Raw genomic sequence first — 22335 nt, forward strand, 5'->3', positions numbered from 1 at the left:
CCCCTGCACCTTGGAAGGAGCACCGGCTGTGGACAGCATCGGCGTTCGAACATGTGTTGCGACTGCGAAGCCTAGGGTCAACGCGCGTAGCTGTCAGGACGTCGAACGTAACGAGAGGATTACCTACTGACGAACCGTCGCCGTCCGCCGGATGCGGAGACCGCGCGGAAGCACCCCGACAACCCCGCTCAGACGCCCGGCTCGGCAGCCAACTGCCGTTCCGCACGCACCCGTTCGGCCACCGCGTCCTCGGTCATCGCGCGGTCGGTGTAGACCAGCGGGCGCTCGGCCTCGGTGATGATGTGCTTGACCACCTGGACATTGCCGTTGACGTCCCAGACCGCGATGCCCGGCGACAGGGTGGGGATGATCTCCACCGCCCAGCGCGGCAGGCCCAGCACCCGGCCGGTGGCCCGCGCCTCCTCGGCCTTCTGCATGTAGATCGTCCGGGTGGAGGCCATCTTCAGGATCGCCGAGGCCTCCTTCGCGGCCGCGCCGTCCACCACGTCGGACAGGTGGTGCACCACCGCCACGAAGGACAGGCCGAGCCGGCGGCCGAACTTCAGCAGCCGCTGGAACAGCTGGGCCACGAACGGGCTGTTGATGATGTGCCAGGCCTCCTCGACCAGGAAGATGCGCTTCTTCCGGTCCGGCCGGATCCAGGTGTGCTCCAGCCACACCCCGACGATCGCCATCAGGATCGGCATCGCGATCGAGTTGCGGTCGATGTGCGAGAGGTCGAAGACGATCAGCGGCGCGTCCAGGTCGATGCCGTCGGTGGTCGACCCGTCGAACATGCCGCGCAGGTCACCGTCGACCAGCCGGTCCAGCACCAGCGCCACGTCCAGGCCCCAGGACTGCACCTCGTCCACCGCCACGCCCAGCGACTCCACCGAGGACAGCTCGGGGCTGCGCAGGGTGTCGATGATGTCGTTCAGCACCGGCTGGCGGTCCTGCACCGAGGCCACCACATGGGCGTGCGCGGCCTTCAGCGCGAAGCCGGCCCGTTCCTCCAGCCCGCGCCCCATCGCCACCTCGACGATGGTGCGCAGCAGCGACAGCTGGCCGGTCTGGGTGATCGCCGGGTCCAGCGGGTTGAGCTTCACCCCGCCGTCCCGGGCCGCCATCGGGTCCAGCCGGACCGGCTTTATGCCCAGCGCGTTGGCGATCAGGTTCCACTCGCCCACACCGTCCTCGCCCTGCGCGTCCAGCACCACGACCTGGCGGTCACGGAACCTCAGCTGCCGCAGCACGTACGTCTTCTCCAGCGCCGACTTGCCGTTGCCGGACTCCCCGAGCACCAGCCAGTGCGGGGCGGGCAGCTGCTGCCCGTACAGCTGGAACGGGTCGTACACGTACCCCTTGCCGCTGTACACCTCGCGGCCGATGATCACACCCGAGTCCCCCAGCCCCGGGGCGGCGGTGGGCAGGTAGACGGCCTGCGCCTGGCCGGTGGAGGTGCGCACCGGCAGGCGGGTGGTCTCCACCTTGCCGAACATCAGGCTGGTGAACGCATCGGTGAGGTTGCCGAGCGCCATGGGCGGTCTCCTGACGGGTCAGCGGTGGACGGACGTGCGGGTATGCGGGTGCGCGGGTCGGCCGGTGCGCTCAGCGGCGGATGCCGGTGGCGAACGGGAGGGTGTTGACGAAGGCCCGGTGGTGCTCGCGGTCGCACCACTCCAGCTTGAGGTAGCTCTTGCCGGCCGAGGCCCGGATGGTCCGCTTGTCGCGGGCCAGCGCGTCGGGGTTGCGCGAGGAGACCGTGATGTAGCCGACCAGGTTCACCCCGGCCGCGCCGGAGGCCAGGTCGTCGCCGCGCTGGTCCACCCGGCCGGTGTGGGCCAGGTCGCGCGGGTCCACCGTGCGGTTCATCTTGGCCGCACGGCTGGCCTCGGCCTCGTCATTGGTCTTCTCGGTCAGCATCCGCTCGATCGCGACGTCGGTGGGCTCCAGGTCCATCGTCACCGCCACCGTCCGGATCACGTCCGGGGTGTGCACCAGCAGCGGCGCCAGGAAGTTGACGCCCACCGGGGTGAGCGGCCACTCCTTGACCCACGCGGTGGCGTGGCACCACGGCTCCCGGGTCGCCGACTCGCGGGTCTTCGCCTGCAGGTACTGCGGCTGCGTCGCGTCCAGCTCGGCCGGCCAGGCGTTGCGCCGGGACATCGCCTGGATGTGGTCGATCGGGTGGTCCGGGTCGTACATCGAGTGCAGCAGCGAGGACAGCCGGGCCTGGCCCAGCGGCTGGCGCACCCGGATGTCCGCCTCGGCCAGCCGGGCGCAGATGTCCGTCAGCTCGCGCGCCATCACGGCCGCCAGCCCCTCGTCGTCCCGCGCCCGCCGCCCGGTGGCCGTCCGGCCCATCGCGTGCGCCTCGGCCGCCAGGTCACGGGTGTAGTGCATGCAGGCCACCAAGTACGCCCGGTGCTGCTCCGAGGAGGTCGACACCATCGACTGGAGCTGGTCGTACGAGTCCTGCAGCCAGCGCGGCGAGGACGGGTCACCGCGCCGCTCGACGTCCTTGGCGTGCGCGTCCGGGTCCGCCGGCAGGGTCCGGGCCAGGATCTGCAACCGGGTCACGAAACCGTCCCCGTTGGCGACGTGCTTCAGCAGCGTCCCGAACCGGTCGACCAGGGCCTCCTGGTCCTCCGAGTCGCGCAGACCGACACCCGGACCCTCGATCTCGATCGCGGCCGTCACCGTACGCCGCTCCAGGTGCATCAGCACCCCGACCTCGTCCGGCCCGAACGGCGCCGCCAGCCAGCGCAGCCGCCCCACACCGGGCGGCGGGCCCACCTCCACCTCCCGGCCGTCCAGCCGGGTGCCGGCGTCCATCACGTCCGAACGCCACACCGCCCGCCCGCTGCGGACCGTCCGGCGGTAGGTGCGGTTGATCTCCACCCACTTGTAGAACGTCCGCCTGCGGTACGGCACGTACACCGCCGCGATGGCGAGCGCCGGCAGACCGACCAGACCGCCGATCCGCAGCGGCAGGACCGGCATCAGCAGGCCCCAGAGCATGCCGAGGAAGGCCCCGAAGATGATCAGCACGATCTCGCCGGACTCCCGGTTCCGGCCGATCGGCGCGTTCGGGCGGGCCTTGCCGATCAGGTAGGTGCGGCGCTGGTGCACGTACGGCTGGGCGTACTGGGCACCGTACTGGCCGAGCGGTTCACTGCTCACTTACCCGTCACCCTCCCTTCGCTGGATTGCTGTCGCGGATCGGAACCGGGGCCTGCGGCGGCCCGCCCTGCGGCGGCGGGGCCGGCGTCCGGCCCGCGTGGGCGGCGATGCCCGGCGCGACCGAACCGCCGCCGGCACCCCCGCCACCCGTGCCGGCCCCCTGCGGACCGCGGTCGCCATGGGTGGTGATGCCCTGCTTCATCAGGTTCGCGGTGCCGTTGATCATCGCCGAACCGGCCTGCACGGCGTTGGCCCGGGCCCCCCGCATGTTCAGCAGCTCGTCGCCGAAGCCCGGCACGAAGCGGTACACCGAGGCACTCGCGAAGATCGACAGGAACAGGATCGCCAACCCGGACAGCACCCGGGCGAAGTCGTCGTCGGCACCGGACCCCGTCGCCACCGCCCCCGCCAGGCCCAGGATGACCACGATGATCGGCTTCGCCAGATCCACCGCCAGCATCACGCCCGCCCAGCGCCGCACGTGCTTCCACAGCTGCCGGTCCACCAGCCCCGCGTACACCGCCGTCCCCAGCAGCGCGCCGACGTACAGCATCGCCGCCCGGATCAGCAGCTCGATCCAGAGCACCGCCGCCGCCAGCACCGCGACCAGCGACACGATCACCAGGATCAGCGGACCGCCGCCCACGTCACCCTTCTCCAGCGTGTCGGCGAACCCGCCCAGGTACGACCCGGTGTCCGTCTTCGTCCCGACCGCTATCGCCTTGGTCAGCCCGTCCGTCACGCTCACCACGGTGAACAGGATCAACGGCGTGAACGCGGACGCCACCACCGTCAGCCACAGAAAGCCGATCGCCTCCGAGAACGCCGTCGTCAACGGCGCCCCCCGCACCGCCCGCTTCGCCACCGCCAGCAGCCACAGCACCAGCGTGATCACCGTCGACACGGCGAACACCACGGCGTACTGCTGCAGGAACGACGCATTGGTGAAGTCCACCTGCGTCGTCCCGTCGATCGCCCCCGACAACTTCCGCACCACCCACGCCGCGGCCTGCGCACAGCTCTTGGCCAACGACCCGAGCGGGTCGGTCACGGCCCCGACGGTGCCGCTCCCAGGGAGGGAACTCCCCCCGGGCTTGTCCACGCAGAGAATGCCGTTCCCTGAGATCGGCAGGTCAGGGCAATTGGCGTTGGCGCTGGGCGTCGGAGTGGCCGTCGGCGAAGGCTCGGCGAACACCCGCTGGGCCGCCGACAGCGCCGCCACCTGCAAGGTGGCCAGCACACCGGCGAGGGTGCCCACACGGCGCCGTGTGCCGGAACGGCGTGAGGTCTGGTCAACGTGCAAAACGGAACCCCCCGAACTGCTGGACGGCGCCGGTGATCTCATCGGCGGTGGCGGCCTGCTGGTCTGCGGGCACCGGCGCGGGGCCCTGCCTGCTGGTGTAGTCGGTGAGCTTCCAGTCGCTGCCCGTCCAGTGCAGCGAGAGCGCGAGGGTGAACCAGTTGGTGGTCACCGGCTGGACGGAGCGTTCGCCGGCGAGGCCGGTGAGGCCGGTGCACCACACCTCGACCTTGGCGTCGCCCTCGCTGTAGCCCGTCGATTTGGTGCCGACCGGGACGGTGCGGCTGACGAAGGTGAGGCCCTTGGGCGCGTGGCCCTGGGTGTCGAGGCCGTAGCGGGTGGCGGTGTCGCCGCCGAAGCCCTGGTCCAGCCGGCTCTGGAGTCCGGCCAGGGCGCCCGGGTCGGTGATGGTGGCGACGATGCCGTGCCGGCTGTCGGTGCGGAACATGTCCGCGGAGCCGATCACCACCGCGTAGTTGGTGGCGGCGGACTGGGCGCCCGGTTCGGTGTGCGGGTAGCCGGTCGGGATGCCGTTGACGGTGGTGCCGACGGGCTGGTCGCCGCTGGGGGCGGGGCCGGCGCCGGATCCGGCGCGGTCGGCGGAGGAGCCGTCGCTGCCGGTACTGGTGCTCGGTGTGACGCGGTTGGCGACGGCGATGGCCACCACGAGCAGGGTGACGACGGCCAGGACGGCCAGCAGGGCGCGCAGCGGGCGGGTCTGACGGTGGTTCGACGGGGGGGAGGACTGTTCGCCGACCGGCAGGCGCGTACGGGTGCGCGGCTGGTCGTCGGACAACGGCACGGCGGCCCTCCTGGTGCGGGGAGCCGGGGCGGCTCCGGGGGCCCTCCGTCCGGGGGCGGGCGCGGACGGGGGGTGGGAACGGGGTGGATTCCTGGCGGGTCGGCTGTCGGAGGGGGTCCGGGCGGGGACCCGGTCCCAGGCAGGTCGGACTACTGCTGTCCGATCGTCAGATCGCCATGCCGTAGACAATGGTGAACAGGGTGCCCAGTGATCCGATGATGAACACGCCGGTCAGTCCGGCGACGATCAGTCCCTTGCCCTGTTCGGCGCCGAAGCTGTCGCGCATCGCGGTCGCACCGATCCGCTGCTTGGCCGCGCCCCAGACCGCGATGCCGAGGCAGAGGAGGATGGCGACGGCCATGATGACCTCGACCATCACCCGTGCCTCCGACCCGAGGGTCGCGAACGGCCCCCAGTCCGGGGCGATTCCGCCGATGATGGTGTCGATGTTCGGCTTCTTGGGGGGGTCCTCGGCCAGGTGGCCGACCGCATTGGTGTGCACGCTGCTCAGGTTCATTTCCATCTCACCGCCCGATCAGGCAAATTCAAGGGCCCGGACCCGGCCCGCGCGAAGGGTCGGTACCTATTCTTGGCCAGATCTGATGTCGACTTGGCTACTTCTCGCGAATCGGTCGTGAGGCATCGGACACGTACGCGAGGATGTACACCGTACGAAGGATAGCGCTCACTGTTCGTATCTCTGATGATTGCGGTGAGCAACGCCTTCCGGGACACTTCGACTGACGATTCGTCGGGATGGTGCTGATGGTACTCCGGAAGGCCGGTACGGCCGCCGCCGCTGCGGGAGTTGTTGCGTTCGGGTTCATCGGGCTGGTGACGATGGGGACTTATGCGGCAAGTGGGACGCCGCAACAGGCGGCGAATCGTTCCGCCCTCTCCCCCGGAACGGTCCCCGCGGCCTACCAGGACCCGATCCAGAAGTGGGGCGCGCTCTGCGCGGAGATCTCCCCGCCAATGCTCGCGGCGCAGCTGTACCAGGAGAGCGGTTTCGACCCCAGGGCGCGCTCCGGGGTCGGGGCGCAGGGCATGGCGCAGTTCATGCCGGGCACCTGGAGCTCGTACGCCACCGACGGCAACGGGGACGGCAGGGCGGACGTCTGGGACCCGCTGGACGCGATCGCCTCGGCGGCGACCTACGACTGCGCGATCGCCAAGCGGGTCGCGAAGGTCCCGGGCGACCCCCAGGCCAACCTGCTGGCGGCCTACAACGCCGGCGAGGGCGCGGTGGAGAAGTACAACGGGGTGCCGCCGTACAAGGAGACCCAGGGCTACGTGCGGAACATCCAGGCGATGGCCCGCAGCTTCACCGCGCCCACCTCGCCGACCGCGCCGCTGGAGGTGTCCCCGCAGTCGTCGGCCGCGATCTACTTCGCGCAGACCAAGCTTGGCACCCCGTACCTGTGGGGCGGTGAGGGCCTGCCCTCGCAGAGCGGGCGGTTCGACTGTTCGGGCCTGACCCAGGCCGCGTTCGCCAGTGTGGGCATCACCCTGCCCCGCGTGGCCAACGACCAGTGGTACGCCGGGCCGCACCCGTCGCGCGATCAGCTGCGGCCGGGCGACCTGGTGTTCTGGGCGACGGACCTGAGCGATCCGCGGAGCATCCACCACGTCGGGATCTACGTGGGCGGCGGGTACATGATCAACGCCCCGCACACCGGCGCGGTGATCCGCTACGACAAGATCGACACCCGGGAGTACATCGGCGCGACCCGGGTCACCTCGGACGGGGCCCAGGCGCTGCCGACCCGCAACAACGACGGCGCGGTCAACGCTCCGTCCCGCCCGGGCGGGACGGAGCCCACCGCCCCCGCGGGGAACCAGGGCGGCACCCAGGGCCTCCCCCAGGGCGGCGCGCCGGGAAGCGCCCCGGCGACCCCCGCCCGGTCGGCCGTCGCCGCCCCGCCCGCACCGGCCGGGCCGGCTCCCGCCGGGGCGGGTCGGTAGGTGCGGTGGGGCCGGGACGGCGGGGAGCTGTGTGCGCGCTGTGGACGCTGAGTCAAGTTTCCATAACCGCGCGTTTCCGTGGAACGCTGTGTCCCGGCGATGACGTTGGGTCCGGTGGTCCCTCGTCAGCTTTCGGCGCCGGGCGGACCCCGGCGGGAACGTACAGGTGCAGCGGACCAGAAGGAGGTGCGGCGTGTCGACGCCGCTTGCCGACACGACCAACCCCGACCTCGACCTGCTCTACGCCGTCAACGGTCTGGCCAAGCGCTCCCCGCAGTGGCTGGACCACCTGGTCTCGTGGATCGGCGAGTACGGCATCCTGATCGGCCTGGCGATGCTCGGCCTGGTGGCCTGGCTCCAGGCCAGACGCCGGCCGGACGCGCCGGTGGCGGTGGCCGGGCTGCTCTGGGTGCCGCTCTCGGTGGCCGTCGCCGAGCTGGCCAACCTGCCGATCGCCGCGATCGTGAACCGCCCGCGTCCCTTCGTCGACCATCCCGGGCTGCTGGTGCTGGTGGACGGCAAGGCCGGCACCCACTCCTTCGTCAGCGACCACTCGACCATGACCATGGGTGTCGCGGTGGCGCTGTTCCTGGTGAACCGCAGGCTGGGCTGGATCGCCGGCGGGCTGGCGCTCCTCCAGGGCTTCTGCCGGATGTTCATGGGCGTCCACTACCCGACCGACGTGATCGGCGGCTTCGCGCTCGCCGTCGCCGTGGTGCTGCTGCTGGCGCCGATCGCGATGGCGGTGCTGGTGCCGTTCTGCCACGCGCTGAGCCGCACGGTGGTCGCCCCGCTGATCCGGGCGCCCGAGCGCGGCGGTGCGGCCCGCGTCGGGGCCGGTCCGCGCGGCCGTCGCCGCGGGCGCGGGGCGGTGCGGGCCGGGGAGCAGCCGCCGGAGTCCGACCTCGCGGCCTGACGCCGTCCCCCGGGCCCGGCGCCGCGCAGGTGTCCAGGGCCCGGCGCCGACGAGGTGTCCTGGGCCCGGTGGGGTCAGTCCGGTCCGGCGCCGTTCTCGGCGAGGTGGTCGGCCCCCTCGCGGCGGACCAGATCGCGCGAGCGGCGGGCCGGGGAGTACCAGCCGCAGCTGCAGGTCGCGAAGGCGAAGGATCCGCGCTCGCCGACCACGAGGCGGTGTTCGGGCATCCGGGCGGTGCCGGGTGCCGTCGGCAGCTCACTGTGCACGTGGTTCACGGTAGCGCCCGCACCGGCCCCCGTAACCCTTGGCGCCCCAACTCGTTTGCCCGGAAAGAGCTCTGCCCGCCCGGTGGTGGCCGGCGGGGCAGTCGGGCCCGAGGGGGTTGTCGCGAGGATGAAGATGACCGACCAGCAGCGCACCGGACGGTCGGCACGCCGGCCGGGTCCGCACCTGCGCTCGGCGGCGGGGGCCGCCCTGCTCACCGCCGTCCTGGCGGCGGGGGCCGCCAGCTGCTCCGCCGGCCCCGTCGACGGCTCCTCCGACCAGCAGTCGGGCGCCCCCGACCAGCTCGCCGCGGACGCGCTGACGGCGGTGCGCAACGCCCCCGACATCACCGGCCGCACCGGCTCCGCGCACGCCGCGACCGAGCTGGTCACCGAGTCGACCGAGAAGAAGGCCTCGTTCAGCGGCACCGGCGGCTACGACTACGTCAAGCGGATCGGCCGGCTGGAGGTCCAGGTGCCGCCGGGTGCGGCGACCACCGGGAAGATCGTCGAGGTGGTCCTGCCGGGCACCGTCTACCTCCAGAACAGCGGCGCCAAGGTCCCCGCGGGCAAGTGGGTCAAGCTGGACGTACGCCAGCTGCCGGACGGCAACCTGGTAAGCAGCGGCGCCACCGACCCGGCCTCGGCGGCGGGGGCGCTGCGCGGGGCGCAGAAGGCGGAGGCGATGGGCACCGAGACCGTCGACGGGGTGGCGCTGCACCACTTCCGGGGCACCCTGGACCTGGTGAAGGCGGCCGACGCGACGGGCGGCAGGGGCGGGGACGGCCTGCGGACGGGCGCGCAGACCTTCACCGTCAAGGACGTCCCGTACGACGCCTGGCTGGACGACCAGGGCCGGCTGCGCAAGGTGGTCGAGGTGTTCACCTTCGCCGGGGTGGCCGGGTCGAAGGAGCCCAAGGACCAGGTGAAGGTGACGTCGACGACCTCGCTGTCGGACTTCGGCAAGCCGGTGGAGGCGGCCGAGCCCTCGGCCTCGGACATCTACCGGATGAAGCCCACGGAGAGCCCGAAGTAGGGCTGGTCCGACGCGCCCCGGGCCGCCGGGGCAGCGCTCCGGCGCCGGGGCGAGACGGGGTGCCGCCGGGGCGGGTGGCCGTCCGGGGAGCGGCTGCCACCCGTTTCGGCGGCGCCGAGATGGCCCGTCCGTGCCATGTGGACGGGCCCCGAAGTGCCTAGGCTGGACTCCGGGTGGCTGCCGCCCGGGCTGGCGAGGCACTGAAGGGGTGGTGCAGGTGGTGTCGTCCACGGGCGGCCGCAGCGGCGGCCACGACGACGCGGCCCTCGACGAGATCGATCTGGCCGGCGAGCTGATGATCGCCGCGACGGCCAGCTCCGGCGACCGGCTGCCGACCGAGCGGATCGACGAGGTGCTGCTGGACCGGTCCGAACCCGGGCAGTGCGACCGGGAGGCCGACGGCTAGCGGGCTCCGGGCGCGAGGCGGACTCCGGACGCGACACGGGCTCCGGGAGCGACGCGGCCCCGGTGCGACGCGGCCCCGCACGCGCCACGGGTGGGCCCGCTCCGGGAGCGACGCGCCCCCGGAGCGAAGCGGCCGGCCCGGCGGCTCAGCTGCGCAGCAGGCGGCTGATCGCGGCGGTGGCCTCCGCCACCTTGGCATCCAGTTCGGCGCCGCCCTCCTCGGCGGCCGCGGCGACGCAGTGCCGCAGGTGCTCCTCCAGCAGGGAGAGCGCGAAGGACTGCAGCGCCTTGGTGCCCGCCGAGACCTGGGTGAGCACGTCGATGCAGTAGACGTCCTCGTCGACCATGCGCTGGAGGCCGCGGATCTGGCCCTCGATCCGGCGCAGCCGCTTGAGGTGGGCGTCCTTCTGCGCGCTGTAGCCGTGCGGGCCGTGGTGCCCGGCCGGGGCCTGGCCGGCGGGCGGCTCGGTCCCCTGCGCGTGCTCCGGCTCGCTGCGCGCTTGCGTCGTGGTCATCGGCCCCGCCTTCGTCTCAGTGCCTGGTGGCTGCGTCGGCCACAAGTGTCCAACACCGGGGCCCTCCGTGGTGTTCCGACGGCCGTCCCGGCATGTGCCGCGGGGGTCCTGGAGGGGGCTCCCGGCGGTTCACCCGTCTGAGCGGCGCCCCGTTCTCCGGTGCGCACGACGGGGACAATCCGGGCGAGGTTCCGTCAGACTGGGGCTCGCGTCCACGTGTGGTGGTGCGCCTGGATCAGCCGGTGCGGCGGCCGAACGGAAGGGGAGGTTCCGGCTCCTTTCCCGACACCCCGTTTGCGTGATTGCGTTCGGTTGCACCTAGCATCGTTCAGTCCCTACCCCGCACATCGGAGATTTCCGTGCGTTTTAGCCTGACCCCGAAGGAGACGAGCTTCTACGACATGTTCGCCGCCGCGGCGGAGAACCTCGTCGTCGGATCGAAGCTCCTTTTGGAGCTGCTGGGATCAGACGTGTCGGCCCGTGCGGAGATCGTCGAGCGCATGCGCGCCGCCGAGCACGCCGGGGACGACACCACCCATGCCGTCTTCCACCAGCTGAACTCGTCCTTCATCACGCCCTTCGACCGCGAGGACATCTACAGCCTCGCCTCGTCGCTGGACGACATCATGGACTTCATGGAGGAAGCCGTCGACCTGGTCGTCCTCTACGACATCCAGACCCTGCCGAAGGGCGTCGAGCAGCAGATCGAGGTACTGGCGCGCGCCGCGGAGCTCACCGCCGAGGCGATGCCGAACCTGCGCAGCATGTCCAACCTCACCGAGTACTGGATCGAGGTCAACCGTCTGGAGAACCAGGCCGACCAGATCCACCGCAAGCTGCTCGCCCACCTGTTCTCCGGTCAGTACGACGCCATCGAGGTCCTCAAGCTCAAGCAGGTCGTGGACGTCCTTGAGGAGGCGGCGGACGCGTTCGAGCACGTCGCCAACACGGTGGAGACCATCGCCGTCAAGGAGTCCTGACCCCCGTGGACATGGCAGCACTCATCGCCGTCATCGGCGTTGCGTTCTTCTTCACGTACACCAACGGCTTCCACGACTCGGCGAACGCGATCGCCACGTCGGTCTCCACCCGGGCGCTCACCCCCCGGGCGGCGCTGGCGATGGCCGCGGTGATGAACCTGGCGGGCGCGTTCCTCGGCAGCGGCGTGGCGCACACCGTCTCCCAGGGGATCATCGAGACCCCCACCGGCAACCAGGGGATGGCGATCCTGTTCGCGGCCCTGGTCGGGGCGATCGCCTGGAACCTGGTCACGTGGTACTTCGGCCTCCCGTCCTCCTCCTCGCACGCGCTGTTCGGCGGCATGGTGGGCGCGGCGCTGGCCGGCGGCACCGAGGTGATCTGGAGCGGGGTCCTCGACAAGATCGTCATCCCGATGTTCGTCTCGCCGGTGGTCGGCCTGGTCGGCGGCTTCCTGGTGATGCTGGCGATCCTGTGGATCTTCCGCCGGGCCAACCCGCACCGGGCCAAGCGCAACTTCCGGGTCGCCCAGACCGCCTCGGCCGCCGCGATGGCCCTGGCGCACGGCCTCCAGGACGCCCAGAAGACGATGGGCATCGTGGTCATGGCACTGACCATCTCCGGCCACCAGTCCGGCAACGGCATTCCGGTCTGGGTGAAGATCTCCTGCGCGACGATGCTCTCGCTGGGCACCTACGCGGGCGGCTGGCGGATCATGCGGACGCTCGGCCGGAAGATCATCGAGCTGGACCCGCCGCAGGGCTTCGCCGCCGAGGCCACCTCCGCGACGGTCATGTACATCTCGTCGTTCGTCTTCAAGGCGCCGATCTCCACCACCCACGTGATCACCGCGGCGATCATGGGCGCGGGGGCCACCAAGCGGATCCGCGCGGTGCGCTGGGGCGTCGCGAAGAACATCGTGCTCGGCTGGTTCATCACGATGCCGGCGGCCGCCGTCGTCGCAGCGCTGATGTACTGGTTCGTCCACCTGTTCTGGGGCTGACGGCCCCGCAGGACGCACGAACGGACAGGGCCCGCCCCCACATCTCGGGGGCGGGCCCTTTTCCATGTCCCGCGGCGGCACCGCCATGCAGCACCGCGGGACAGCTCGCGGTCCGTCACGCGTCCCGGCGCCTCGGCGCCGCCCGTGACGGGCTCCGGTCTAGCCGAAGCGGCCGGAGATGTAGTCCTCGGTGGCCTGGACCTGCGGGTTGGAGAAGATCCGCTGGGTGTCGTCCAGTTCGACCAGCTTGCCCGGCTGGCCGACGCCGGCCAGGTTGAAGAAGGCGGTGCGGTCGCTGACGCGGGCCGCCTGCTGCATGTTGTGGGTCACGATGACGATGGTGAACTGCTCCTTGAGCTCGCCGATCAGGTCCTCGATGGCGAGGGTGGAGATCGGGTCGAGCGCGGAGCAGGGCTCGTCCATCAGCAGGACCTGGGGCTCGACTGCGATGGCGCGGGCGATGCACAGGCGCTGCTGCTGACCGCCGGAGAGGCCGGCCCCCGGCTTGTTCAGCCGGTTGTGGACCTCCTTCCAGAGGTTGGCGCCCTTCAGCGAACGCTCCACCACCTCGTCCAGCACGGACTTCTTCTTCACGCCGGAGAGCCGCAGACCCGCGATCACGTTGTCGTAGATCGACATGGTCGGGAAGGGGTTGGGGCGCTGGAAGACCATGCCGACCGAGCGGCGCACGGCGACCGGGTCGACGTTGGAGGCGTAGAGGTTCTCGTCGTCCAGGAGGACCTTGCCCTCGACCCGGGCGCCCGGGATCACCTCGTGCATCCGGTTCAGGGTCCGGAGGAAGGTGGACTTGCCGCAGCCGGACGGGCCGATGAAGGCGGTCACCGAGCGGGGCTCGATGCTCATCGAGATGTCCTCGATGGCCTTGGTGGTGCCGTAGTAGGCCGACAGTCCGCTGACGTCGATGCGCTTGGCCATGATCGTTGCTTCTCTCGTCTGTCTCGTACGTCAGTCGGTCGCTCAGTGCCCGCCCTTGGGCGAGCGCCAGCGTGCGATGCCCCGGGCGACGAGGTTGAGCCCCATCACGAAGGCGATCAGCACCAGCGCCGCGCCCCAGGCACGGGCGTAGCCGAAGTCGTTGTTGACCTGCGAGTACTGGGTCCAGATGTACATCGGCAGGGACTGCTGCGGTCCGTCGAACGGGTTGTTGTTGATGTAGTCGGCGCCGAACACCAGCATCATCACCGGGGCGGTCTCGCCCGTGATGCGGGCGACCGCGAGCATCACACCGGTGGTGATGCCGCCGATCGCGGTGGGGATGACGATCCGCAGGATGGTCTTCCACTTCGGCACGCCGAGCGCGTACGAGGCTTCGCGCAGCTCGTTCGGGACGAGCTTCAGCATCTCCTCGGTGGACCGGACCACGACCGGCATCATCAGGATCGCCAGCGCGAGGCTGCCCGAGAAGCCGGAGTAGCTGAAGCCCAGGGCGAGGTTCCAGAGCGAGAGGATGAACAGACCGGCGACGATCGACGGGATGCCCGTCATGACGTCGACGAAGAAGGTGACCGCCTTGGCGAGCGTGCCGCGGCCGTACTCGACCAGGTAGACGGCGGTCAGCAGCCCGATCGGGGCCGCGATCGCGGTGGCCAGGGCGACCTGCTCCAGGGTGCCGATCAGCGCGTGGTAGATGCCACCGCCGGGACCGGACTGGATCACGCCCTTCATGGAGTGGCTCAGGAAGTTCCCGTCGACCACCCCGATGCCCTGCTGGACGGTGTAGAAGGTCAGGGCGACCAGGGGGACGACGGCCAGGATGAAGGCGACCCAGACCACCGAGGTGGCGAAGCGGTCCTTGGCCTGCCGGCGGCCCTCGACCCGGGCCGAGAGGACGTAGCTGATCAGGACGAAGAGCAGGGCCGAGATCAGGCCCCACTGGAGGTGGCTGGCCAGCCCGCCGGCCACGCCGATCCCGCAGCCGAGGGCGATCGAGCCGACGGCCACGGCGGCCGGGGCCCACTTGGGCAGTCGGTTGGCGGTCAGCGGACGGCCGACCGGCCGGGCGTCCTCGATGACGGCGGTGACGGTCATGCGTTGGCCCCCGAGTACTCCTTGCGGCGGGCGATGATCAGTCGCGCGGCACCGTTCACCAGCAGGGTGATGACGAACAGGACGAGGCCGGAGGCCATCAGCGCGTTGCGGCCGTTGTCACCGGCCTCGGCGAACTTCAGCGCGATGTTCTGCGCGAAGGTGCCGCCGCCCGCGTCGAGGATGTGCAGCGACAGAACGTTGCTGGCGGAGAGCACCACCGCGACCGCGATGGTCTCGCCGAGCGCGCGGCCGAGGCCGAGCATCGAGGCCGAGATGATGCCGGGGCGGCCGAACGGCAGCACCGCGGTGCGGATCATCTCCCAGCGGGTCGCGCCGAGCGCGAGCGCCGCCTCCTCGTGCATCCGCGGCACCTGGCGGAACACCTCGCGGGAGACCGCGGTGATGATCGGCAGGACCATGATCGCCAGCAGGATGCCGACGGTGAACAGGTTGCGCGGGGTGCCGGTCCTGGTCTGGTCGAAGATGTACGTCCAGCCCAGGTACTCGTTGAGCCAGCTGGTCAGGCCGTCCATGTGCGGGACCAGGAAAAGCGCGCCCCAGAGGCCGTAGACGATGCTGGGGACGGCGGCGAGCAGGTCGACCAGGTAGGCGAACGGCTGGGCGATCCTGCGCGGCGCGTAGTGCGAGATGAACAGCGCGATCCCGATGGCCACCGGGACGGCAATCGCCATCGCGATCACGGCACTGACGATGGTGCCGAAGGCCAGGACGGCGATGCCGAAGACGGGCTTCGGGGCGTCCGGCGTCCACTCGAAGCTGGTGAGGAAGTTGCCCTCGTTGGTGGTCAGGGCCAGGACCGACCGCCAGGTCAGGAACGCGGCGATGGCGGCCATGACGACCAGCAGGAGGATGCCCGAGCCCCGGGCGAGGTTCATGAAGATCTTGTCGCCGACCCGGCTGTCGCGCGGCCGGCGTTCCCTGCCTCGCGGGGCGGCAGGGGAGGATGAAGTCATTGGTCTACTCCGGTCTGGTGGTGCCGCCCCGGAAGGGGGACGGCACCATGGCGGCGGTGCCCCGGACGTGGTGCTGGGTGTGGTCCGTTCCGGTGGGGCGGCCCCGGCCCCCCTCGCTCACGGGGCCGCTCCACCGGGGGTCCTGTCGGGTCAGGCCAGGGTGGCGATGACGCCGTTGACCTTGTCGGTCACGGCCTTCGGCAGCGGGACGTAGCCCTTCTCGCCGATGGCCTTCTGACCCGCGTCGCTGGCGGTGTAGGTCAGGAAGGACTTCAGGGTGTCGAGGGTCTCGGCCTTGTTGCCCTTGTCGCAGACGATCTCGTAGGTGACCAGGACCAGCGGGTAGGAACCCTCTTCCTTGGTCGCGTAGTCGAGCTTCAGCGCGAGGTCGCTGCCGGTGCCGGCGGCCTGCGCCTTGGCGATCGTGGAGGCGGCGTTCTCGGCGGTGGCCTCGACCGGCTTGGCGGCGCCCGTGTTGATCGCGGCGCTCTTCAGGCTGTTGGTCTGGGCGTAGGCCAGCTCGACGTAGCTGATCGAGTTCTTGACCTGCTTCACCTGGGCCGAGACACCGGCGCTGCCGTTGGCCGACTGGCCGCCCTTGCCCGCCCAGGCCTTGCCGGCCGGGTAGGACCAGGCGCCGCCGCCGGCGGCGGCGAAGTACTTGGTCAGGTTCTCAGTGGTGCCGGCGTCGTCCGAGCGGTGGAAGGTCTGGATCTCGGTGTCCGGCAGCTTGGCGCCCGGGTTCAGGGCCGCGATCGCCGGGTCGTTCCACTTGGTGATCTGCGAGTCGAAGATCTTGGCGGAGGTCGGGCCGTCCAGGACCAGGTTGTCGACACCGTCGACGTTGTAGACCAGCGAGATCAGACCGCCGACCATCGGCAGGTCGATGCCCTGGCCGCCGGTGCAGACCGCCTTGGAGGCGTCGACCTCGGCCGGCTTCAGGGCCGAGTCGGAGCCGGCGAACTGGATCTTGCCCTGGTTGAACTGCTGGATGCCGGCACCGGAGCCGCCACCCTGGTAGTTGATGGTGCTGCCCGAGCAGGCGGCGGCGAAGCTGGTCTTCCAGACGTCCATCGCCGCGCCCTGCGCGGTCGAACCGGCGGCGATCAGCGAACCGGCCTTGCCACAGTTGATCGCGGCGGCGGGCGCGGCGGAACCGCCGGAGCCGCCGGACGCGGTCGTGTTGTTGTTGTTGTCCGACCCGCAGGCGGCGAGCGACAGCGAGCTGACGAGCGCCATGGCACCGATCGCGAGGGCCTTGGAGCGGCCGTTCCGCTGGAGCTTCACAGGGGTGTCCCTTTCTGTGGCATTGCCCTTGCGCGGGCCGTACGGCTACGGCGGCCCAGCACGGGTTTTGCTGTGGTCCGGGGCCCGTTCGGCCCTCCGGTTGTCCCGAAGTTAGGCCGGGTAAGTGACACGACAGCCGGTCGCAAGTGAACGGGGAGTGAACCTCGAACGGATGACAGGAAACTACGTCAGGTAGTAACGGTTGCGTCACGGCAAGGGCGCGGGAAGATCACTTCCACCGTTCCTTCACCGGTGCCGCCCCGGCCGCCCGCACCGGCTTCGCCCCCAGGAGCGCCAGTAGCGCGTCGATCAGCGACCGGTCGTGGTCGTGGGTGAGCCGGGCCCGTGCCTTCCCGGCCGGCAGCCACTCCAGCCGGTCCACCTCCCGGTTGGGCCGGAAGGAGCCGCTGGAGGGCACCGCCGCCCAGTAGCGGACCTCCTTGGGACGGCCCTGCACCCGGTAGTGCTGGGTGGGCAGCTCCGGGCCCAGCAGGCAGCGGAACCCGGTCTCCTCCCGGACCTCGCGCAGCGCCGCGTCGACCACGCCCTCACCGGCCTCGAGCTTGCCCTTCGGCAGGCTCCAGTCGTCGTACTTGGGCCGGTGGATCACCGCGATCCGCGGCCGCCCCAGCCGGCCGCTCTTCTTCGGCCGGCCCGGCAGCCACAGCACCGCGCCCGCCGCCAGCACCACCGGGGCATGCCGCGCCCCGGTCACGGCCCCCGCCGCCCGGCCGGCGGGCGGGCGCTCGCCCACCTCAGACCGTCCCGGCCGCGGCGGAGTGCCCCCAGGCGTCGGTCGGGACGAGCTCCAGCCAGCCGTCCGGGCCGGGCGGCAGGTCGGGCCAGCGGAGGCCGACGGCGTACCGCGCGGACTCCACCTCCAGCCGCTGGTCGGCGTGCACCACCCCCAGCACGTACGCGGTCGCCGGGGTGATCCGCGGGGTGCGCGCCGCGGTGGCGGCGGTGACGGCGGCGTCCGCCGCCTCCTGCTGCCGGGCCAGCACCAGGTCCAGCCCGTCCAGCTCGGAGGAGGCGCGGCCGCACACCTCCAGCGCGTACCGGGCCCGCTTCACCAGGATCCGCATCCGGGCCCAGGGCGCGTCGTCGGCCGCCAGCGCGGTGTCCGCGTCCGTCGCCCCGCGGGACGCCGGCACCGTGCCCAGCCGGCGCAGCCCGTCCCCGCCGTACGGCGTCGCGGCCCGCCTCAGCGGCAGCTGCTGGGCGCCCGCGGTCAGCGCGGCGAAGGCGGCGGCGGCCTGCGGCAGCAGCACCGCGGGGGCCCGGCCGCCCGCCGACTCCAGCAGCGGGGCGTCGCCGACCAGCAGGGTCATCCGGTCCGCCAGCGCGTGCAGCCGGGCGGAGCGGAGCTCCTGGAGCACCGTGGAGTGCGCCCTGGTCCGGGCCAGGGTCAGCTGCCGGTCCAGCAGCGCCCGCGCCTTGGGGGCGCCCACGTGGCCGGCCAGCATGCCCGTCCCCTCCGGGTCGGTGCCGCTCAGCGAGTCCAGCGCGCCCAGCAGCCGGGCCGAGCGGCGGACGTAGCCGGGCTCCAGCGCCAGCAGGTTGAGCAGCCAGCGCAGCTCGGTGCGCGACTCCTGCGCCCAGGTCTGCTCGAAAACCGAGCCGAAGGTATGCAGCAGCCCGCCGACCCGCCGGACGGCCCGCAGCAGGTCCGAGGTGCCGGCCGACGGGACGACCGAGGCCGTCCCGGGTCTGGCGCCGACCTCGCCCACCGCCAGCGGCAGCGCGCGCAGGAAGGCGCCGGCCTGGGCGGTGAGGTGGTGGGAAAGGATGTCCCCGGCGGTCGCTGTGGAGGCCGCCTGGGCCGTCATCGGCGCTTCGGTCATGGCGTGGTAGATCCCCGTTCCTCCGAGGTGCTCCCCCGGAGCTGGTGGCCGACCGCCGGGACAGGTCCCCTTGCCGTCCCGGCGGCTTCGCATCAGTGGACGCGTCAGCGCGAGGTCGCGGCCCGGCGGCGCTGGCGCGAGTCGATCAGCAGGTCCTGGACATGTCGCAGCGGACGGCCCTCGGCGTCCTGCGAGTGGCGGGTCCACGCGCCGTCCGGCCCCAGGTGCCAGGACTCGGTCTCGTCCGACACCCCGAGGTCGATCAGCCCGGACAGCTCGGCGCGGTGTGCCGGATCGGTGATCCGCATCAGCGCCTCGATCCGGCGGTCCAGGTTGCGGTGCATCATGTCGGCGCTGCCGATCCAGACCTCCGGATCGCCGTTGTTGCCGAACACGAAGACCCGGGAGTGCTCCAGGAAGCGGCCCAGGATGCTGCGGACCCGGATGTTGTCGCTCAGCCCCGGCACGCCCGGGCGGATCGCGCAGATCCCGCGCACCCAGACGTCCACCGGCACACCGGCCTGGGAGGCCCGGTACAGCGCGTCGATCACGGCCTCGTCGACGATCGAGTTGACCTTGAGCTTCACGTAGGCCGGGCGGCCCGCCCGGTGGTGGGCGATCTCGTTGTGGATCCGGGAGACCAGCCCGTCGCGCAGGCCGCGCGGGGCGGTCAGCAGACGGCGGTAGGACTCGCGGCGCGAGTAGCCGGAGAGCCGGTTGAACAGGTCCGAGAGGTCCGCGCCGACCTGCGGGTCGGAGGTGAGCAGGCCGAGGTCCTCGTACAGCCGGGCCGTCTTCGGGTGGTAGTTGCCGGTGCCGACGTGCGAGTAGCGGCGCAGGGTGTCGCCCTCCTGCCGGACCACCAGCGAGAGCTTGCAGTGCGTCTTCAGCCCGACCAGGCCGTACACCACGTGACAGCCGGCCTCCTCCAGCTTGCGGGCCCACTTGATGTTGGCCTGCTCGTCGAAGCGCGCCTTGATCTCCACCAGCACCAGCACCTGCTTGCCGGACTCGGCCGCGTCGATCAGCGCGTCGACGATCGGCGAGTCGCCGGAGGTTCGGTACAGGGTCTGCTTGATCGCCAGCACGTCCGGGTCCCCGGCGGCCTGCTCCAGGAAGGCCTGCACCGAGGTGGAGAAGCTGTCGTAGGGGTGGTGCAGCAGGACGTCGCGCTCGCGCATCGCGGCGAAGATGTCCGGCTGGGAGGCCGACTCGACGTCGGTCAGCCCCCGGGCCGTGCCGGCCACGAACTTCGGGTACTTGAGCTCCGGGCGGTCCAGCTCGGCGATCCCGAACAGCCCGGTCAGGTCCAGCGGCCCGGGCAGCGGGAAGACCTCCGCCTCGGTGATGTTCAGCTCCCGCACCAGCAGGTCCAGGATGTACGGGTCGATCGACTCCTCGACCTCCAGCCGGACCGGCGGGCCGAAGCGCCGCCGCATCAGCTCCTTCTCCAGGGCCTTGAGGATGTTCTCGGTGTCGTCCTCCTCCACCTCCAGGTCCTCGTTGCGGGTGACGCGGAAGGCGTGGTGGGCCAGCACCTCCATCCCCGGGAAGAGCTCCTCCAGGTGGGCGCCCATGACGTCCTCCAGCGGGACGTACCGCTGGGGCGAGGCCTCCAGGAAGCGGGCCAGCGACTGCGGCACCTTGACGCGCGCGAAGTGCTTGTGGCCGGACACCGGGTTGCGCACTACGACGGCCAGGTTGAGCGAGAGTCCCGATATGTACGGGAAGGGGTGCGCCGGGTCGACGGCCAGCGGGGTCAGGACGGGAAAGATCTTCTGCCGGAACAGCGTGTGCAGCCGGGCCTGCTCCTTCTCCGCCAGCTCCGACCAGCGGACCACCTCGATGCCCTCGCCGGCGAGGTCCGGCAGCACCTCCTGCTGGAAGGCGGCGGCGTGGCGCGCCATCAGCTCGCGCGAGCGGGTCCAGATCAGGTCCAGCACCTCGCGCGGCTGGAGGCCGGACGCGCTGCGCTGGGCGACTCCGGTGGCGATCCGGCGCTTGAGGCCGGCCACCCGGACCATGAAGAACTCGTCCAGGTTGCTCGCGAAGATCGCCAGGAACTTCGCCCGCTCCAGCAACGGGATGCCCGGGTCCTCGGCCAGTTCCAGGACCCGTTCGTTGAACGCCAGCCAACTGCGCTCGCGGTCCAGGAAGCGGCCCTGCGGCAGTGCTTCGAACTCCTCCTCGTCCGTGGCCGGCAGCTCCGGCGGAATACCCAGCGCGCCGGACATCCGGGCCGTAGGTGACAGCGGGGCAGAGACGGGGCGGGGGATGCTCATGGGCTCCAGCTCCTCCAGCAGCAGGACGGCGTCCGGACGCGAATGGCTCTGCGGGCCGTCGCCCTCGCCCCGGGCCGGACCCGGGGACAGCACCCACCCTCCCGGTGCGGTCCGTACAGGACCGGCCGGTGCGTGGCGGTCGACTCTGCACGAGCGAGACACTACGGACTTCATCCTGTGATCTTCGCGGCAGCAATTGAATCCACGGTAAACACCGCATGGCCAGGAGGAAAGCTGAGTCGGTCGGAGCAAGGGGCGTCGCCGTCCCGTCCCTCGCCCGCGACCGCCCGCGGGGCCGTCCCGGCCGCGTTCGACGCCGCCGGAGGACCGGGGAGTCCGGTGCGCGGACACCCCGGGGACCCGGCTAGGCCGACCGGTTCGTCCGGTACTGGGCTCGGTACATGAGGTCCACCTCGTGAACGGCGAATCCCAATCGTTCATATACCCGCACGGCGGCCGGATTGTCGGCGTCGACGTAGAGAAGCACGGTGTCCAGTCCGCGCTCCCCGGTACCGGTGCCGGTCAGGTGGCGCAGGCCCGCCGCGGTCAGCGCACGGCCGAGACCGCTGCCCTGCTCGGCCGGGTCCACCCCGACCACGTACACCTCGCCGAGCTCGGGCTCGGTGGCGGTGGCCGGGTGCACCTTGGTCCAGTGGAAGCCGACCACCCTGCCGTCGCGGGTCGCGAGGAAGAAACCGGCCGGGTCGAACCACGGCTCGGCGATCCGCTCGGCCAGGTCCTGCCCGGTCCAGGCGCCCTGCTCGGGGTGGTGGGCGAAGGCCAGGGCGTTCAGCCGCAGCCACTCGGCGTCGTCCTCGCCCGGGCGGAAGGTCCGGAGCTCGATGCCCTCGGGAACGGCCACCTCCTCGGTCTGCCGGCCGGTGCGGCGCATCTGCCGCAGCTCGCGGACCAGCTCGGCGCCGTAGGCCCAGGCCAGGTGCCGGGCCGCCGGGTGGCCGCCGTGCACCCAGAAGTCCACCGCGTCGCGCCCCGCCCGGTGGGCCTGCTCCAGGACGGCGTCCACCAGCGGGCGGGCCAGGCCGCGACCGCGGGCGGCCGGGTCGACCACCAGCTCGGCGGCGGGGTTGGCCGCCCGGTTCTCCGGCACCTCGAGCTGGCCGTAGCCGAGGACGGCGTCGCTCCCGGTCCCGGATTCGGTCTTGGTGTCGGTGTCGGTGTCGGTCCCGGTCTCGACGAGGTGGATCACACCCGGCCGCGGGACGTCCGCGTTCCGCAACCGAAGCCGGCCCTGCTCGGACACGGCGGCCCGGCCGTCCACCACCTGGGCCGCCGCCAGAACACGCAGGGAACCGTCGCGCTGCTCGGGCCGGAGCACATCGTCCGCAATGACCGCTGTCTGATCGTCCATGCCCAGACGATACGTCACCGGAAATGCGAAAAACCCCCATCCGGATCCCGGATGGGGGTTCTTCTGAACAATTGTTCGGCGGCGTCCTACTCTCCCACAGGGTCCCCCCTGCAGTACCATCGGCGCTGTAAGGCTTAGCTTCCGGGTTCGGAATGTAACCGGGC

21 protein-coding genes and 1 rRNA gene are annotated in these 22335 nt (G+C 71.5%); 6 read left to right on the forward strand and 16 right to left on the reverse strand.

The window, feature by feature from the left end; genetic code table 11:
* Positions 1-188: 188 nt before the first annotated feature.
* From ACFVUY_RS41015 to ACFVUY_RS41035, 5 genes are all read right to left on the reverse strand, one after another.
* On the reverse strand, positions 189-1538 hold the full coding sequence (locus ACFVUY_RS41015) for an ATP-binding protein (RefSeq protein WP_387695510.1): 1350 nt from the start codon (positions 1536-1538) through the stop codon (positions 189-191).
* Positions 1539-1608: 70 nt separating this feature from the next.
* Positions 1609-3183: an SCO6880 family protein gene (locus ACFVUY_RS41020; RefSeq protein ID WP_387695509.1), complete on the reverse strand. Its 1575-nt coding sequence runs from the start codon at positions 3181-3183 to the stop codon at positions 1609-1611.
* A gap of 7 nt (positions 3184-3190) precedes the next feature.
* The gene (locus ACFVUY_RS41025) at positions 3191-4423 is read right to left on the reverse strand and encodes a hypothetical protein (protein WP_387695508.1); all 1233 of its coding nucleotides are present in this window, start codon (positions 4421-4423) and stop codon (positions 3191-3193) included.
* Between the two features lie 52 nt (positions 4424-4475).
* Entirely contained in the window at positions 4476-5285 is an 810-nt protein-coding gene (locus tag ACFVUY_RS41030) for a hypothetical protein (protein ID WP_387737093.1), read from the reverse strand.
* A gap of 166 nt (positions 5286-5451) precedes the next feature.
* Complete coding sequence (locus tag ACFVUY_RS41035; RefSeq protein ID WP_359914191.1) at positions 5452-5802, reverse strand: hypothetical protein; 351 nt, start codon at positions 5800-5802, stop codon at positions 5452-5454.
* Positions 5803-6041: 239 nt separating this feature from the next.
* Between ACFVUY_RS41035 and ACFVUY_RS41040 the strand changes: the two genes are divergently transcribed.
* Together ACFVUY_RS41040 and ACFVUY_RS41045 are read left to right on the forward strand one after the other, a co-directional pair.
* Entirely contained in the window at positions 6042-7250 is a 1209-nt protein-coding gene (locus ACFVUY_RS41040) for an NlpC/P60 family protein (RefSeq protein ID WP_387737094.1), read from the forward strand.
* A gap of 193 nt (positions 7251-7443) precedes the next feature.
* Complete coding sequence (locus ACFVUY_RS41045; RefSeq protein ID WP_387695505.1) at positions 7444-8166, forward strand: phosphatase PAP2 family protein; 723 nt, start codon at positions 7444-7446, stop codon at positions 8164-8166.
* A 74-nt stretch (positions 8167-8240) separates the two neighbouring features.
* Here the strand turns inward: ACFVUY_RS41045 and ACFVUY_RS41050 are convergent, their stop codons facing one another.
* Positions 8241-8432: a hypothetical protein gene (locus ACFVUY_RS41050; protein WP_387695504.1), complete on the reverse strand. Its 192-nt coding sequence runs from the start codon at positions 8430-8432 to the stop codon at positions 8241-8243.
* 133 nt (positions 8433-8565) lie between these two features.
* Between ACFVUY_RS41050 and ACFVUY_RS41055 the strand changes: the two genes are divergently transcribed.
* Together ACFVUY_RS41055 and ACFVUY_RS41060 are read left to right on the forward strand one after the other, a co-directional pair.
* Entirely contained in the window at positions 8566-9465 is a 900-nt protein-coding gene (locus ACFVUY_RS41055) for a hypothetical protein (RefSeq protein WP_387737095.1), read from the forward strand.
* Between the two features lie 217 nt (positions 9466-9682).
* Positions 9683-9871, forward strand: a complete 189-nt coding sequence (locus tag ACFVUY_RS41060; RefSeq protein WP_359914178.1) for a hypothetical protein — start codon at positions 9683-9685, stop codon at positions 9869-9871.
* A gap of 145 nt (positions 9872-10016) precedes the next feature.
* Here ACFVUY_RS41060 and ACFVUY_RS41065 read toward each other — a convergent pair whose 3' ends face one another.
* Entirely contained in the window at positions 10017-10385 is a 369-nt protein-coding gene (locus ACFVUY_RS41065; RefSeq protein WP_359914176.1) for a metal-sensitive transcriptional regulator, read from the reverse strand.
* A 359-nt stretch (positions 10386-10744) separates the two neighbouring features.
* On the opposite strand from ACFVUY_RS41065, the gene ACFVUY_RS41070 reads away from it, so the two are divergent.
* Positions 10745-11365 carry a DUF47 family protein gene (locus ACFVUY_RS41070; RefSeq protein WP_359914173.1) on the forward strand — a complete coding sequence of 207 codons (621 nt, stop codon included), beginning with the start codon at positions 10745-10747 and terminating at the stop codon, positions 11363-11365.
* Positions 11366-11370: 5 nt separating this feature from the next.
* Positions 11371-12366, forward strand: coding sequence for an inorganic phosphate transporter (locus ACFVUY_RS41075; RefSeq protein ID WP_359914171.1), 996 nt, complete (start codon positions 11371-11373; stop codon positions 12364-12366).
* Between the two features lie 159 nt (positions 12367-12525).
* Here ACFVUY_RS41075 and pstB read toward each other — a convergent pair whose 3' ends face one another.
* The 9 genes from pstB to rrf form a co-directional block, all read right to left on the reverse strand.
* The gene (gene pstB / locus ACFVUY_RS41080) at positions 12526-13302 is read right to left on the reverse strand and encodes a phosphate ABC transporter ATP-binding protein PstB (protein WP_359914169.1); all 777 of its coding nucleotides are present in this window, start codon (positions 13300-13302) and stop codon (positions 12526-12528) included.
* A gap of 42 nt (positions 13303-13344) precedes the next feature.
* Entirely contained in the window at positions 13345-14415 is a 1071-nt protein-coding gene (pstA, locus tag ACFVUY_RS41085; protein WP_387695501.1) for a phosphate ABC transporter permease PstA, read from the reverse strand.
* Positions 14412-15389 carry a phosphate ABC transporter permease subunit PstC gene (pstC, locus tag ACFVUY_RS41090; protein ID WP_360355288.1) on the reverse strand — a complete coding sequence of 326 codons (978 nt, stop codon included), beginning with the start codon at positions 15387-15389 and terminating at the stop codon, positions 14412-14414. Before pstC ends, pstA begins: the two co-directional genes overlap by 4 nt.
* Before the next feature lie 150 nt (positions 15390-15539).
* The gene (gene pstS / locus ACFVUY_RS41095; protein WP_359914160.1) at positions 15540-16676 is read right to left on the reverse strand and encodes a phosphate ABC transporter substrate-binding protein PstS; all 1137 of its coding nucleotides are present in this window, start codon (positions 16674-16676) and stop codon (positions 15540-15542) included.
* 229 nt (positions 16677-16905) lie between these two features.
* A complete protein-coding gene (locus ACFVUY_RS41100) occupies positions 16906-17391 on the reverse strand; it encodes an NUDIX hydrolase (RefSeq protein ID WP_387695524.1) in 486 nt (161 codons plus the stop codon).
* 40 nt (positions 17392-17431) lie between these two features.
* A complete protein-coding gene (locus ACFVUY_RS41105; RefSeq protein ID WP_387695500.1) occupies positions 17432-18520 on the reverse strand; it encodes a CHAD domain-containing protein in 1089 nt (362 codons plus the stop codon).
* Positions 18521-18624: 104 nt separating this feature from the next.
* Positions 18625-20895: an RNA degradosome polyphosphate kinase gene (locus tag ACFVUY_RS41110; RefSeq protein WP_387695499.1), complete on the reverse strand. Its 2271-nt coding sequence runs from the start codon at positions 20893-20895 to the stop codon at positions 18625-18627.
* A 271-nt stretch (positions 20896-21166) separates the two neighbouring features.
* Positions 21167-22171, reverse strand: a complete 1005-nt coding sequence (gene mshD, locus ACFVUY_RS41115) for a mycothiol synthase (protein ID WP_387737096.1) — start codon at positions 22169-22171, stop codon at positions 21167-21169.
* A 73-nt stretch (positions 22172-22244) separates the two neighbouring features.
* A 5S ribosomal RNA gene (gene rrf / locus ACFVUY_RS41120) occupies positions 22245-22335 on the reverse strand; the annotation flags it as partial.

Origin of the sequence: Kitasatospora sp. NPDC058063, assembly GCF_042885395.1 — a bacterium.
GTDB lineage: Bacteria > Actinomycetota > Actinomycetes > Streptomycetales > Streptomycetaceae > Kitasatospora > Kitasatospora lactacystinica.

What these genes read in the sequence shown, in the direction of transcription:
- ACFVUY_RS41015 (WP_387695510.1), bottom strand. Translation starts at nt 1,538, where the DNA reads ATGGCGCTCGGCAACCTCACCGATGCGTTCACCAGCCTGATGTTCGGC.
- ACFVUY_RS41035 (WP_359914191.1), bottom strand. Translation starts at nt 5,802, where the DNA reads ATGAACCTGAGCAGCGTGCACACCAATGCGGTCGGCCACCTGGCCGAG.
- ACFVUY_RS41040 (WP_387737094.1), top strand. Translation starts at nt 6,042, where the DNA reads ATGGTGCTGATGGTACTCCGGAAGGCCGGTACGGCCGCCGCCGCTGCG.
- ACFVUY_RS41055 (WP_387737095.1), top strand. Translation starts at nt 8,566, where the DNA reads ATGACCGACCAGCAGCGCACCGGACGGTCGGCACGCCGGCCGGGTCCG.
- ACFVUY_RS41065 (WP_359914176.1), bottom strand. Translation starts at nt 10,385, where the DNA reads ATGACCACGACGCAAGCGCGCAGCGAGCCGGAGCACGCGCAGGGGACC.
- pstB (WP_359914169.1), bottom strand. Translation starts at nt 13,302, where the DNA reads ATGGCCAAGCGCATCGACGTCAGCGGACTGTCGGCCTACTACGGCACC.
- pstA (WP_387695501.1), bottom strand. Translation starts at nt 14,415, where the DNA reads ATGACCGTCACCGCCGTCATCGAGGACGCCCGGCCGGTCGGCCGTCCG.
- pstC (WP_360355288.1), bottom strand. Translation starts at nt 15,389, where the DNA reads ATGACTTCATCCTCCCCTGCCGCCCCGCGAGGCAGGGAACGCCGGCCG.
- ACFVUY_RS41105 (WP_387695500.1), bottom strand. Translation starts at nt 18,520, where the DNA reads ATGACCGAAGCGCCGATGACGGCCCAGGCGGCCTCCACAGCGACCGCC.
- mshD (WP_387737096.1), bottom strand. Translation starts at nt 22,171, where the DNA reads ATGGACGATCAGACAGCGGTCATTGCGGACGATGTGCTCCGGCCCGAG.